Source organism: Lentzea sp. NPDC055074 (assembly GCF_053608005.1).
On sequence record NZ_JBSGUQ010000003.1, the window covers coordinates 448,636 to 462,302 of the forward strand.

The 13,667-nt window shown below is 71.3% G+C and carries 9 protein-coding genes and 1 pseudogene; 2 read left to right on the plus strand and 8 right to left on the minus strand.

Translation table 11 applies throughout. The features are described 5' to 3' along the window. Positions 1 to 3: 3 nt before the first annotated feature. From ACWF7A_RS09290 to ACWF7A_RS09315, 6 genes and pseudogenes are all read right to left on the minus strand, one after another. Positions 4 to 699, minus strand: a pseudogene (locus ACWF7A_RS09290) (ABC transporter ATP-binding protein); the annotation flags it as partial. Continuing rightward, positions 696 to 2,522 carry a dipeptide/oligopeptide/nickel ABC transporter permease/ATP-binding protein gene (locus ACWF7A_RS09295; protein WP_452249941.1) on the minus strand — a complete coding sequence of 609 codons (1,827 nt, stop codon included), beginning with the start codon at positions 2,520 to 2,522 and terminating at the stop codon, positions 696 to 698. The gene ACWF7A_RS09295 and the pseudogene ACWF7A_RS09290, both read right to left, overlap by 4 nt. 112 nt (positions 2,523 to 2,634) lie before the next feature. Continuing rightward, the gene (locus tag ACWF7A_RS09300) at positions 2,635 to 3,582 is read right to left on the minus strand and encodes an ABC transporter permease (RefSeq protein WP_452249942.1); all 948 of its coding nucleotides are present in this window, start codon (positions 3,580 to 3,582) and stop codon (positions 2,635 to 2,637) included. After that, entirely contained in the window at positions 3,579 to 5,147 is a 1,569-nt protein-coding gene (locus ACWF7A_RS09305; RefSeq protein WP_452249943.1) for an ABC transporter substrate-binding protein, read from the minus strand. Before ACWF7A_RS09305 ends, ACWF7A_RS09300 begins: the two co-directional genes overlap by 4 nt. Continuing rightward, a complete protein-coding gene (locus ACWF7A_RS09310) occupies positions 5,144 to 5,995 on the minus strand; it encodes a serine hydrolase (RefSeq protein WP_452249944.1) in 852 nt (283 codons plus the stop codon). The genes ACWF7A_RS09305 and ACWF7A_RS09310 overlap by 4 nt, the downstream gene beginning before the upstream one ends. After that, positions 5,992 to 7,368: a serine hydrolase domain-containing protein gene (locus ACWF7A_RS09315; RefSeq protein ID WP_452249945.1), complete on the minus strand. Its 1,377-nt coding sequence runs from the start codon at positions 7,366 to 7,368 to the stop codon at positions 5,992 to 5,994. Before ACWF7A_RS09315 ends, ACWF7A_RS09310 begins: the two co-directional genes overlap by 4 nt. Before the next feature lie 233 nt (positions 7,369 to 7,601). Here ACWF7A_RS09315 and ACWF7A_RS09320 point away from each other — a divergent pair, with 233 nt between their 5' ends. Further along, on the plus strand, positions 7,602 to 8,333 hold the full coding sequence (locus tag ACWF7A_RS09320; protein WP_452249946.1) for an ABC transporter ATP-binding protein: 732 nt from the start codon (positions 7,602 to 7,604) through the stop codon (positions 8,331 to 8,333). Positions 8,334 to 8,336: 3 nt separating this feature from the next. Next, positions 8,337 to 10,814, plus strand: a complete 2,478-nt coding sequence (locus tag ACWF7A_RS09325) for an FtsX-like permease family protein (protein WP_452249947.1) — start codon at positions 8,337 to 8,339, stop codon at positions 10,812 to 10,814. A gap of 52 nt (positions 10,815 to 10,866) precedes the next feature. Here ACWF7A_RS09325 and ACWF7A_RS09330 read toward each other — a convergent pair whose 3' ends face one another. Both ACWF7A_RS09330 and ACWF7A_RS09335 read right to left on the minus strand, forming a co-directional pair. Next, positions 10,867 to 11,793 (minus strand): hypothetical protein, encoded by a 927-nt coding sequence (locus tag ACWF7A_RS09330; protein WP_452249948.1) that lies wholly within the window; start codon positions 11,791 to 11,793, stop codon positions 10,867 to 10,869. Positions 11,794 to 11,929: 136 nt separating this feature from the next. Beyond that, positions 11,930 to 13,246, minus strand: coding sequence for a cytochrome P450 (locus ACWF7A_RS09335; protein WP_452249949.1), 1,317 nt, complete (start codon positions 13,244 to 13,246; stop codon positions 11,930 to 11,932). Positions 13,247 to 13,667 lie beyond the last annotated feature (421 nt).

A 13,667-nucleotide genomic window follows, 5' to 3' on the forward strand; every position in this document is an offset into this window, starting at 1 on the left:
CTCCAGCCTCGTGTGACGCCTCGGCGCGGCCGCGAGCAGCTCGCGCGTGTACTCGTGCCGCGGAGCCTCGAGCACCTGTCCCGCAGGTCCCTCCTCCACGATCCTGCCCTCTTTCATGACGGCGATGCGGTCGCTCACGTACCGCACGACCGCGAGGTTGTGCGAGATGAACAGCATGGAGAGGCCGAGCTGTCGTTGCAGGTCGCGGACCAGGTTCAGCACGGCGCCCTGCACGGACACGTCGAGCGCGGACGTGATCTCGTCGGCGATGACGACCCGCGGCTGACCGGCCAGCGCCCTGGCGAGCGCGACCCGCTGCCGCTGTCCGCCGGAGAGCCTCGACGGCAGCGAGGTCGCCCGGCCGGGGTCGAGGTTCACCAGTTCGAGGAGACGCGCGACCTCGGCCTTCTTGTCCTTGCGCTTCGGCATGGCCTCGGCGATCGAGTTCCCGATCGTCATCCGCGGGTCGAGGGACGAGTACGGGTCCTGGAACACCATCTGGACCCGGCCGTCGGCCGTGACGTCCCCGCTGGTGGGCTTGCGCAGGCCGACCGCCGTGGCGGCGAGCGTCGACTTGCCCGACCCGGACTCGCCGACGAGGCCCACGACCTGCCCGGACGGCACGGTGAGGCTGACGTCGTCGACCGCCGTGTGGTGGCCGAAGCGGACGGTGACGCCGCTGAAGACGAGTGCGTTCATCGGACACCTGCCAGTTCGCTCTCGGACTTCCAGCACGCGACCAGGTGGTTCGGCTGGAAGGTTGCGAGCTCGGGTTCCTGTTCCCGGCACTGGTCGTCGGCGAGGGGACAGCGCGGTGCGAACGGGCAGCCCTTGCCGATCTCGCCGGGCTCCGGCGGCCGTCCGGGGATGACCGCGAGCGGCGCGTCCCGGTCCGTGTCGAGGTCGGGCACGGCTTTGAGGAGTGCCGTCGTGTACGGGTGCCGTGCGGCCGTGAACAGCTCGTCGGTCGGCAGCTCCTCGACGATCCGGCCCGCGTACATCACGAGCACGCGGTCGCAGGTCTGCGCGACGACGGTGATGTCGTGGCTGATCAGCAGAACCGCGGCATTGCGGTCCTTCCTGATGCGCGCCAGCAGCTTCAGGACCTCCTTCTGGACGGTGACGTCGAGCGCGGTGGTGGGTTCGTCGGCGATCACGAGCTGCGGTTCGCCCATCAGCCCCATCGCGATCATCGCCCGTTGCCGCATGCCGCCGGAGAACTCGTGCGGGTACTGCTTCGCCCGCCGTCCGGGCTCCGGGATCCGCACGGCCTTCAGCCGGTCGACCGCCTTGCCGAACGCGGCCCTGCGCCCGAGCCCCTGGTGCACCTCGGAGACCTCGGCGAGCTGCCGCCCGATCCGCTTCGTCGGGTTGAACGACGTCATCGGGTCCTGGAACACCATCGCCAGCTGCGTGCCCAGTTCGCGGTCGCTCGTCTTCTCGAGCGGCTTCCCGTTGAACTGCAAAGTGTCCGCGGTGACGGTGCCGGGGTGCTCGATGAGACGCGAGACGGCCAGAGCGGTGAGGCTCTTGCCCGAACCCGACTCGCCGACCACGCCGATCATCTCTCCGTTGTGGACGGTGAACGACACCCCGCGCACCGGCGTGATGCCGCCGGGGAAGGAGACGTGCAGGTTCCGGACGGTGAGCAGCCCGTCCCCGGCCGCCTCGTCGCCGGACCGCGGCTGCGGAGCCGTCGTCGTGCGTGGCTGGTGCCGGTGGGCGGACGCGGCGGCCTCGCCGAACAGGTTGAACGCGAGCCCCGCGACCACCACGGCGATCGCCGGCCCCAGCGCGGGCGCGGGGGAGATGTAGATGCGGTTGAGGCCCTCGCCGAGCAGCCGCCCCCAGTCGTAGGAGGGAGCCTGCACCCCGATCCCCAGGAACGACAGCCCGGCGAACGCCGTGAGCGCCGACCCGGCCGCGAGCGTGGCGTTGATGACGAGCGGCTCGGCGATGTTGGGCAGGACGTGCCGCGTGAGCAGCCGGAACCGTCCGACCCCGCACACCTTCGCCGCCGCGATGAAGTCGCGTCCGCTCACCGAGGCCGTCAGCGTCTGCGTGAGCCGGGCGAACGACGGCGCGATCGCGAACGCGATGGCCAGCACCGCGCCGATCGTGCCGGTGCCGAAGATGACGGCGAAGAACAGGGCCAGCAACAACCCGGGGAACGCGACGGCGATGTTGACGGCGGACGTGACGATCCGCGCCGCCCACCTCGGCAGCACCGACGGCACCGAACCGAGGAGCAGGCCCGTCGTCACGCCGATGAGGGTCGCCAGCAGCGCGAGACCGACGGTGAGACGGGTGGCCACGAGGACCCGGTAGAAGATGTCGCGGCCGAGCTGGTCGGTGCCGAGCAGGTGGTCGGCCGACGGGCCCTGCTGGAGGGAGTCGGTGTCGATCGCGGCCGCCCGGTCGCCCCAGAGGAGAGGGGCGAAGATCGCGAGGGCGATCAGGACGGCCAGGAGGGCGGCGGAGGAGGCGCCGACGGGGGAGCGGAGGACGGCTAGGCGGCGCATGCGGCCTCCCGGGAGGCGAGGTTCGTGCCGGGGGAGCGGAGGACTGCTGGGCGGCGCACGCCGCGGTCCCCGAGTTCGGGCCGTGTGCCCAGCGGGCGCGGAACCGGGCGCATCACGCCTCCCTGATCGTCGAACGCGGATCGAGCATCGCCAGCACCACGTCCACGACCAGGTTCACCAGCAGCACCCCGGCCCCGTACACCAGCACGATGCCCTGCACCGCCGGGTAGTCCTTCTGCTGGATCGAGCCGACGATGGTCGACCCGAGCCCCGGCCACGCGAACACGTTCTCCACCAGCACGGTCCCCGCGACCAGGGCGGCGAGCATCATTCCGCCCAGGGTCAGGGTCGCCGTGACGGCGTTGGGCAGCGCGTGCCGCACGTACACGAGTCGTGCCGGCAGGCGCTTGGCCCGTGCGGTGCGCACGTAGTCGTTGCCCAGCACGGAGAGCAGCTCCACCCGCACGATCCGGGCGAGCACCGCGGCCGGGCCGATCGCGAGGGCGAGCACGGGCAGCACCCACGAGCCGGAGGCGTCGTTGCCCGCCACGGGGAACAGCCCGAGCTGCACCGCGAAGAGGCTCACGAGGCCGACCGCGAGCAGGAACTCCGGGATCGCCGCCAGGACGACGCTGGACGACGTGAACGCCAGCTCGCCGCCACGCCGGCGGCCGCCCTTGGTCAGCACCGCCATCCCTACGCCCACCGGCACCGCGACGACGACCACGACCAGGAACGCGAGCACCGCCAGGTGCACGGTGGCGGGCAGGCGGTCGCCGATCAGCGACGCCACCGGGGTGCCGCTGATCAACGACGTGCCGAACTCGCCGCGGAACAGGCCGCTGAGGTAGTGCCAGTACTGCACGGGCAACGGGTCGTCGAGGCCCAGCGCGGCGCGACGGGCCGCGACCAGGTCCGGTGGTGCCGCGAGCCCCAGGGACTCGCGGACCGGGTCGCCCGGGATCAGGTGGATCATCAGGAAGGCCGCGGTCACCAGCACCCACAGCGAGGTCAGGAACCGGAGTGCCCGCCGCCGGGCGAACGGGGCCCAGCCCGTCATGAGGCCAGCATCCGGATCGAGGTCGGGTCGAGGCTGTCGCTGATCGTGAACTTCGCGCCCTTCACGAACGTCGGCACGACGGCGTCGTAGTAGGGCACGAAGCTGGCGTCGCGGACCAGGGCGGCCTCGGCCTTGTTCCAGTGCTCACACCCCTCCGCGCCGGCCAGGGACGCGGCCTGCTTCGACGCCGCGGTGAACTCCGCGTTGTCGATGTGCCCGAAGTTCACGCCCTGCGGCGGCACCGGGCCCGAGGCGAACGGGACGAACTGGCTCGGCAGAGACAACGTCAGCGGCACCATCGACGCGTCCCACGAGCCGGTGCCGAACAACGTCTGGTTGATGCCGGCGGCGTCGGCGGGCGCGATCTCGACGCGCACGCCGATGCCCTGCCACGCCTGCTGCACCAGTTCGGCGGTCGCGGTCAGCGTCGGGCCCAGGACGGTCGGCTGGAGCAGCTTCACCGACAGCGGCTGACCGTCCTTGGTCCGCGTGCCGTCCGCCCCGGCACGCCAGCCCGCCGTGTCCAGCGCGCTCGTGGCGGCCGTCTTGTCGAAGGCGGGCACGTTCGGGCCCACGTTGTCCCCGGTGCAGGGGCGGGGTTCCACCGTCACGAGGGTCTTGGACGGCCTGCCCTTGCCATTGGTCAGCACCTTGCCGACCTGCGCGAGGTCGAGCGCCTGGACGAGCGCGCGCCGCACCGCGGGGTCCTTGCCGGGGTGGCCGTCGGCCTGGTTGAACGTCAGCGTGCCCAGCGGGGTGGCGTTGTCGACGTGGTCGAGCTTCTGGGCCAGCAGGCGTTCCTGGTCCGGGCCCGCCACGGTGGCGGCGGTGAGCTGACCGGACAGGAAGAGGTTCACCGCGGTCGTCTCGTTCGCGATCACGCGCACGACGACCTTGTCCGGCAGGCCCTGCTGGTCCTTCTGCCAGTCACCCGGGCCCCACGCGAAGTCCTTGCGCCGCTCCAGGGTGTAGTGGTCGTTGGGCACGATCTCGGAGATCTTGAACATGCCGGTGCCCTGCTCGCCCTTCGCGAGCAGCGAGCGGTCGCTCAGTCCCTTGGCGCACACGATCGGCAGCGTGCCGGCGTTGGTCAGCAGGAACGCGTCCGGCGCGCCCGAGGTCACGGTGACGGTGCGGGCCGCCTCATCCGCCGTGGCCGTGGTGCCGGGGGCGACCTGGAGACCGGCCAGCGGCGAGTTGTTCTTCGGGTCACCGACGAAGTTGATGTTCGCGGCGACGTCCGCGGCGGTCAGCGGGGCACCGTCCGCGCACGTGACGCCTTGGCGCAGCGTGAAGGTCGCCGTCGTGACGCTCGCTTCCCACTTCTCGGCGAGGCCGGAGACGATCTCGCCGCTCGACGTGCGTTCGATCAGCCTGCCGTAGAGGAACCGCCCGACCTGCCGTGCCGCTGACAGCACCGTCAGCGCGGGGTCGAGCGTCCCCGGATCGGCGCCGATGGACATCGTGAACGTCCCGCCGTCGGCCAGGTCCTGGCTGCCGGACTGGGCCGAGGTTCCGCATCCGGCCACGACCACGGCCGCGAGCAGTGCCACCGCACGCTTCATGACGTCCTCCGGATCTCGTCGACGGCGAGGCGTCCTGCCCGGCCGATCACCGCGTCCGCGGTGGGGTTGCGCAGGTCGAGCGACTGCGAGCGGGTGAACACCGCGACGGCGTAGCTGCGCCCGTCCGGGTAGGTGACGACGCCGGCCTCGTTGCGGACGGTCGGCAGCGTGCCCGTCTTGGCGGCGACCTGGACGTCGGCGGGGAAGCCCGAGCTCAGCCGGTGCGGCCAGATCTGCTGGGCCATGATCGACCGGACCCGTTCGCACGCCTCGGGTGCGGCCGCCCGGTCGGTCCAGATGGCGTCGAGCAACGTCGTGATCTCCCTCGGCGTCGAGGAGGTGGTGCGTTCCGGGTCCACAATGGACAGCTTCGGGACCAGGACCGGGTCCGTGAGCGCCTCTTCGACGTCCTCGGTGCCGAGATCGGCGACCACCGAGGCGAACAGGTCCTCGCAGCAGCCCAGGATCCGCGTCCGCGGCAGCCCGGCCACGACCGCGTCGACGGCGGCCTGCCCGACGCGGTGGAAGACGACGTCGGTCGCCGCGTTGTCGCTCATCGTCATCATGAACAACGCCAGGTCGCGCCAGCTCATCTCGACGTCGTCGGCACACCCCGCGGTGCCGATCCCGCCGATGCGGTAGCGGGACGTGACGCGCGTCCGCTCGGTCTCGTCGAGCCGTCCCGCGGCCACCTCGGCCGCGTAGGCGACGGCGACCGGGATCTTGAACACCGACGCCAGCACCACCGGTTCGTCCGCGCCGTGCCCGGACTCCCGGCCGTCCACCCCGATCTCGCGGGCGTGGACGAACCCCTCCACGCCCGCGTCGGCGAAGGCCTCCGCGATCACTGGGCGACCCGGCGGTCCGCGCGACCGGTGTGCAGGAACAACGCCCGTCCGTTGCCGTCGTCGCCGACGAACGCGTGCGGCATGTGGATGCCCATGACCGGCTCGGCGGCGACGAGGGTGTCGTCGCGCCACGGCACGAGCTCGGTCTTGCCGGCGGACTCCGGGCTCAGCTCGGCCATGATCCCCTTGGGGATGACCTCCATCCAGATCCGGCCGTCCTCGTCCTGGGTGACCACGCGCTCGCCGACCGCCGACACGTACACGCCGGTGAACCGCTCGCCGTCGACCTTCGGCGGTTCCTCCGCGGGCTCGGGCATCGCGGGCAGCTCGACGCCGGTGAGCTCGCGCAGCACGTGCCGGAAGATCGCCTGGTAGAGGTCGATGGTCTTGCCGCCGTTGGTCAGAAGTGCCACCGCGACACCGTGTTCGGGAACCAGCCGCAGGAACGCGTTCTGCCCGATCGTGCCGCCGTCGTGCCCGATGACCGTCGCTTGTGGATAGTGGAACAGCTCCCAGCCCAGGCCCCACGCGTCGCCCATCAACGCCAGGTCCGGCACCTGCACCTGGACCTTCTGCATCGCCTCGACGCTGGCGGGTGACAGGACGCCCGCACCCTCGTTCATGTGCATCCGCGCGAACTTCAGCAGGTCGCGCGGGCTCATGGCGAGCATCGACCCGGCCGGTGCGTTGGACCGCACGAGCGCCCAGACCGGTGCCAGCTGCGGCCCGGCCTCCTCGTCGTGCGTGAGGTGCCCGGCGGCGGCGCGGTGCAGGATCGCCTCGTAGGCGTCCGCGGCGGCGTGGGTCAGGCCGAGCGGCGCGAACAGGTGCTCGCGCAGGCAGTCGTCATAGGACTTGCCGCGCATGACCTCGACGATCCGGCCGAGCACGCAGTAGCCCGCGTTGTTGTAGCTGAACATCTCGCCGGGCGCGAAGAGCTGGGGCGTGTCGTGCAGCGTGGCGACGTACTTCTCCACGCAGTCGTCGCCGCGGCCGGTGTCGGTGAAGAGGTCGCCCTCGAAGCCGGAGGTGTGGTTCATCAACTGCCGCACCGTGATCCGCGCGGCGGCGTCCTCGTCGGCGATGGCGAACTCGGGCAGGTAGTCCCGCACGGGCGCGTCGAGGTCGAGCAGGTCCTCGTCGACGAGCTGCATCGCGAGCGTCGTCGTCCAGACCTTGGTGATCGACCCGATCTGGAACAGCGAGTCGGTCGTCGTCTCGACGCCGGTGTTCTTGTTGAGCACGCCGGCCGCGGCCTCGGCCACGTCGTCGCCGACGGTGACGGCCACCGCGGCGCCGGGCACCCCGTGCTCGGCCACGAGCCGCGGCAGGTTCTCCTGCAGCCAGTCGTTGATCTCGTTGAGCTTCGACATCCGCGCCTCATCCACTCGACGTGACTCCGGTCACCGGCAACGCTAGGTTCGGCGCCCGCACGACCACCTCGTCGTGGCCGACGAATCTGACCTCCGGGATCTGTCCGCGCCGACGAACCGACGCGGAGGTAGAGCCTGCTCCACCTCGGTCCGGGCAGCCTGCGTGATCGATCCGCACAGGCTCGCGGAACTAACTTCTTGGCCAGAAGTCGTTGCGAGCCAAGGAGAACGTGATGAGGGCAGACGCGCTGTCGCTGCAGGCGGTGCGGAAGGTGTACGGCTCAGGGGGCGGTGCCGTCACCGCGCTGGACGAGGTCACCGTCGCCATCCGGCGGGGCACGTTCACCGCCGTGATGGGGCCGTCCGGCTCGGGCAAGAGCACCTTCCTGCACTGCGCGTCGGGCATGGACCGGCCGACGTCCGGCCGCGTGCTGCTCGGCGACACCGACCTCGGCGGGCTGAAGGAGGCGGCGCTGACGCAGGTGCGGCGCGACCGGATCGGGTTCGTCTTCCAGGCCTACAACCTGCTGCCGTCGCTGACCGTCGAGCAGAACATCACCCTGCCGCTGCGTCTCGCCGGACGTGCGGCCGACCAGGCCTGGCTGCGCGAGATCGTCGGCCGCGTCGGCCTCGACGGACGGCTCGACCGGCTTCCAGCCGAACTGTCCGGCGGCCAGCAGCAGCGCGTCGCGATCGCCCGCGCCCTGGTCGCGCGGCCCGAGGTCGTGCTGGCCGACGAACCGACCGGCGCCCTGGACTCCCGCACCGCGCACCAGGTGCTGACCCTGCTGCGGTCCATCGTGGACGAGATGGGGCAGACGGTCCTGATGGTCACGCACGACCCGGTCGCCGCCTCTGCCGCGCACAGCGTGCTGTTCCTGGCGGACGGACGCCTGGCGGGCGAGCTGGTCTCGCCGACGCCCGAGAAGGTCGCCGAGCGCATGACGCACCTGGGGGAGTGGTAGGCCGTGCTGACCCTCGCCTGGCAGACCGTCAAGGCCCGCACCAGCGGGTTCATCGGAGCATTTGTCGCCGTCCTGTGCGGCACCGCGCTCGTCGCGGCCTGCGGGATCCTGATGGAGTCCGGCTTCCGCGGCGGCGTCCCGACCCAGCGCTACGCGGCCGCCGACGTGGTCGTCACCGGCGACCGGACCGTGCGGCCGCCCGGCGGCGACGTGATGGCGTTCGAGCACGCCGCCGAACAGCCGTCGATCCCCGCCTCGCTGGTCGCGAAGATCGCGGCCGTACCGGGGGCGCGCGCCGTCCCCGAGCAGACCTTCCCGGCCGTGGTGGTCGGGAAGGACGGGCAGCCCCTCGCGGGCAAGCCGTCCTTCGGCCACAACTGGGACTCCGCCGTGCTGGCGCCGTTCGCGCTGAAGGAGGGGAACCCGCCGCAGCGCGACGAGGTCGTCCTGGACCCGGGCCTCGCGGCCGAGGCGGGGACCGGTGTCGGGGGCGAGGTGCGGGTGATGACCCGCTCGGCCCCCGTGACCTACCGGGTCTCCGGGATCGCCGAGGCCGCCGGGGCAGCGCGCCAGGCCTCCCTCTTCTTCAGCGAGGCCAAGGCGACCGAGCTCGCCGGGAGCCCTGACCGCGTGAGCGCCATCGGCGTGCTCGGTGCCGGTGCGCAACGGATCGAGGACGCCCTCGCCGGCGACCACGTCACGGTGTCGGCGGGCGCCGACCGCAGCGCCGCCGAGTTCGACGACGTCAGCCAGACCAAGTCGATCCTCGCGATCCTGGCGGGCTCCTTCGGCGGGTACGCGGTCCTGGTCGCGATCTTCGTCGTGGCCAGCACCCTCGCTCTCACCGTCGAGCAACGCCGCCGCGAGTTCGCGCTGCTCCGGGCCGTGGGAGCGACGCCGCGGCAGGTCCGCAAGCTGATCGGCGTCGAGACCACGGTCGTCTCGGTCGTCGCCGGTCTGCTCGGCAGCCTGCTCGGCATCGCGGTGAGCCTGGGGCTGCGGGCCGCGTTCGCGAAGATCGGTGTCGTACCGGCCGACTTCGCCCTCTCGATCAGCCCGATCCCGCTGGTCGCGGCCCTGCTGATCGGCGTGGGCGCGGCCCGGCTCGCGGCCTGGAGCGCGTCGCGCAGGCCGTCGTCGATCAACCCCGTCGAGGCGCTCGGCGAGGCCGCGGTGCAGAAGCGGGACGTCGGCAAGGTCCGGCTGGCCATCGGGTGGGTGCTCGTGGCGATCGGGCTCGGCGCGACCGCGGTGCCGTTGTTCCTCGGCGGCCAGCTCGGCGCCGCGATGTCGGTGATGGCAGCGCTCGTGCTGATCATCGGGCTGACGCTCACCGGTCCGCGGCTGATCGGGGCGGCGGTGCGGGTGATCGCACCCGCGCTCGCCAAGTCCGGTGTCAGCGGCTATCTCGCCTCGGCGAACGTGTCGAGGAACTCGCGCAGGCTCGCGGCCGCCGTGACGCCGTTGATGCTGGCCATCGGGTTCGCGGTGGTGAACTACTACAGCCAGACGACCCTCACGGCCGCCGTGCAGCAGCAGACCGAGCAGTCCATCACCGCCGACCACGTGATCACCGGCGTCACGGGTGTGCCCGCCGAGGTCGTTCGCCAGATCGACGGCGGCACGGCCACGTCGCTGGTGCGCACCCAGGTGATCACCGCCAGCAGGACCGGCGACACCGTCGAGGTGCAGAGCCGCCCGGCCAACGGTCTCGACTCCAGCGCGAGCGGCCTGGTCGATCTCGGCGTCGTCTCCGGCACCCTCGACGACCTCAGGCCCGGCACGGTCGCGTTGAGCGACGCGCACGCCTCCTGGGAGGACAAGAAGGTCGGCGACGTGGTCGAGTTCTGGTTCGCGGACGGTCAGCAGGCGAAGCTCGAGGTCGTCGCCACCTACGAGCACGACCTCGCGTTCGGCGACTACGTGCTCTCCGCCGCCGACGCCCGCGCCCACACCAGGGCGGGCCTGGACAGCGCCGTGCTCGTGAAGTCCGCCGACGCCACCGCCCTCAACGCCCTGACCAGCCGTTACCCGGGCCTTCAGGTGACCGAGCGGGTGGCGGCGCAGGACCGGGCCGCCGAGCGCACCCAGTTCCTGCTCAACCTGGTCGCGGTCGGCGTCATCCTCGGCTACGTCGCGATCTCCGTGTCGAACACGCTGGTGATGTCCACGGCCGCCCGCCGCCGCGAGTTCGCCCTGCTGCGCCTCGTCGGCACCGGACGCCGTCAGATCGTCCGGATGATGCGGGCCGAGGCACTGCTCACGGTCGGACTGGCCGCGGTGCTGGGCTCGCTGGTGGCGGCGGTCCCGCTGGTGATGCTCGCGATCGGCCTCACCGGGAGTCCTCTGCCCGCCGGCCCGGTCCAGGTCTACCTGGGCTCGCTCGCCGGCGCCGCGCTGCTCGGCGTCGTGTCGATCGCGGTGTCCACCCGGTTGTCGTTGCGCCCCAGACCCATCGACGCCATCGGCACGCGCGAGTGACCGCGCGAAAGAGGCCACCCGGACCGGGTGGCCTCTTTCGGCGTCGAGGGGATCAGCCCACGGGCGGGGCCATGTCGAACCAGTTGAAGCCCTCCACCAGCACCGTGGTGGTCGACGTCGAGCCCGCCGTGGTGAGCTGCCAGCGCGTCACGGTCCGGTAGGTGCCCGGCGTGAGGCTCTCGTCGGTGTCGGTGTCCGGGTTGTCGGTCACCGGGATGTACTCGTAGACGGACCTCTTCGTCAGCGTCGCGGTGACCGTCGCGGTCGAGGACTGCGTCTTCAGGTAGTCGCCCACGCCGTGGTCGGCCGCCTTGGCCGGGTCGGTGTAGCGGACCTGCACGGTGTTGCCGCCGAACGACCCCTCGACCGCCGTCACCGTGACGAGGTGGCCGCCGCCGCGCTGCAGGCTGTTCTGCGGACCGGCCGAGTAGCGGCCGTACAGCATCTGCAACGGGCCGCGGGCCAGCTTCTTCGCCATGTCGCCGCCGAAGTCCGCGTTGCCGTGCGGGCTGATGCCCTCGGTGGCGGTGCTCCAGCCCGCGTCCCGGGCGGGCTTGGTCGCGATGGTCCACGCGGTCCGCAGGTTGCTGAGCTTCGTGCCCTTGCTCGTGTACTTCGCGTCGACGCCGATCCGCCCGATCGAGTTGGTGATGATGTTGTGGTCTGCCTGGTCGTTCGGGTCGAGGTTCTTGACCTTCGTGGTCAGCCAGCCGACCGGCGCGTTGCGGTCGTGCGCCCAGTGGTGCAGCACGTTGTAGAGCGACGACGGGCCGCAGTACGAGCCACCGTTGTTCTCCAGGCCCGCGCGGTACTGGTCGACGTCGCTGACGCCGCACTGCTTCACCGAGAAGTCGGCACCCGCGAGGTCGGCGACCTTCACGCACGGCACCGGCTGGCCGATGATCGGGTCCGCGGCGGCCACACCCGGCAGGGCGATGGTCGAGAGGGTGGCGGCGGCGATGATGGCCTGGCGGATCATGGTCTCTACCTTCCGTTCGCGGAATGCGTTGGTAGGTAAAGACTGTTCGAGGGAGAACGCGAAGGCATGAGGGATGAACCCTCAACCCCAACGGCGAGAAAGTTGGGTGTATCAGGCCATCCCCCAGGCGCCTCCGTTAGAGAACCTGCTGGATCGGGCTGGGCTGCGTGCCGAGGTGCATCGGCATCGAATGCAGGCCGTAGACGATCGAGAGCTTGCGGAACGACAGGTCGCCCGGCGCGACCGCGAGGCGCATCTCCGGGAACCGCTTGACGAGCGCCGGGTAGGCGATCCGCAGCTCCATCTTCGCGAGCTCGGCGCCGATGCAGCGGTGCGCGCCGTAGCCGAACGCGAGGTGCTGGCCCGCCGGCCGCTCCGGCACGATCACGTCCGGGGACGGGTACGCGCTCGGGTCGCGGTTGGCCTGGGACAGCGAGCAGGCCACGATGTCGCCCGCCTTGATCTTCGTCCCGGCGACCTCGATGTCGTGCCGCGCGATCCGCAGGAACGCCACCGACACGACGCTGAGGTGCCGCAGCAGCTCGTCGACCAGCCCGTTCACGGCCTTCTCGTCGCCGAGGGCCTGCTCGCGCAGGCCGGGGTCGCGCAGCATCGCGAGCGCGCCGAGCGAGATCATGCTCGCCGTCGTCTCGAACCCGCCGGTGAGCAGCCCGTCGGCGAGGCCCGCCAGCTCGTCGTCGCCGAGGTCGTCGCCGTGCTTGCGGACGAGCTCGCCGAGCAGCCCGTCGGTCGGGTTCAGCCGCTGCGCCTGCACGAGCTCGCGGAAGTAGACGATCGACTCCGACACGGCCGACAGCGACGTCGTGGCCGCACCGCCGAGGTCGAACCGCGAGACGCTGCGCCGCTGGAACTCCTCGCGCTCACTCGCGGGCACGCCCAGCAGCTCGCAGATCGTGAGTGCCGGGACCGTCATCGCGAAGTGCTCGACGAGGTCGACTGGTCCGTCCTTCATGGACATCAGGTCGAGCTGGTCCGCCACGATCTGCTCGATCCGCGGCACGAGCCGGGAGAGCCGCCGCATGGTGAACTCCGGCGTCAGCACCTTGCGCAGCCGCGTGTGCTCCGGCGGGTCGCTGAACCCGAGCCCGCCCGGTGCCTCGTCCGAGAAGAGCCCCAGCTCGCGCAGGTGGCCGAAGTCGTTGCTGAACGCCTCGGAGTCGACCAGCACCTGCTTGGACGCCTCGTACCCAGTCACCAGCCAGACCGTGACCGGCAGCGGCAGCCTCGTGACCGGCCCGTGCGCCTGCATCCGCGCCAGCTCCGGCACCGGGTCCAAGCCGTTGCGCCGCAGCGGGGCGAGCACGCGCGAGGGCACGAACCAGGACGACTCGAGGTCGAACCCGGTCTTGCTGAGGTGTGCGAGGAACCGCTTCCCCATCCACTCGGTCACGCGCGACCGGACGTCGGTCGCTGACTGAAGAACTTCCCACATGACGCGGCTGTCCCTTCGGCGGAAAGGGGGTTACGAGCTGATGATGTCCGTCGGAACGGACAATAACGACGCCACCCCCTGCTCGCGTCATCCCTGGGCCTAACGCGCCGTCATACTTTGGTCCAGATGTCGATCAGAACCAGTGCAGGCAGTGCGGAGCGCGTTCGGATCGGAACAGAGCGTCAGCCGACGTGCCCGGCGCGCCGAGCGTGCTCGGCGAGGATTCTCCCAAACAGAGCGAAACCAGGTCCCGCAGGTCCCGGGACAGGTCCGGATCACGGGTCGTTCCCACGCATTCGGCCCTCCCCGGAAGATCGGGTCTGTGACGTCGCGCACCAGGTCGCCGCCGGTGTGCCGGCCATCCGGGAAACGGCCGAACGCGGTGTGGACCACGCGGAGGAAGGCGCCCGGGTCCCCGGCG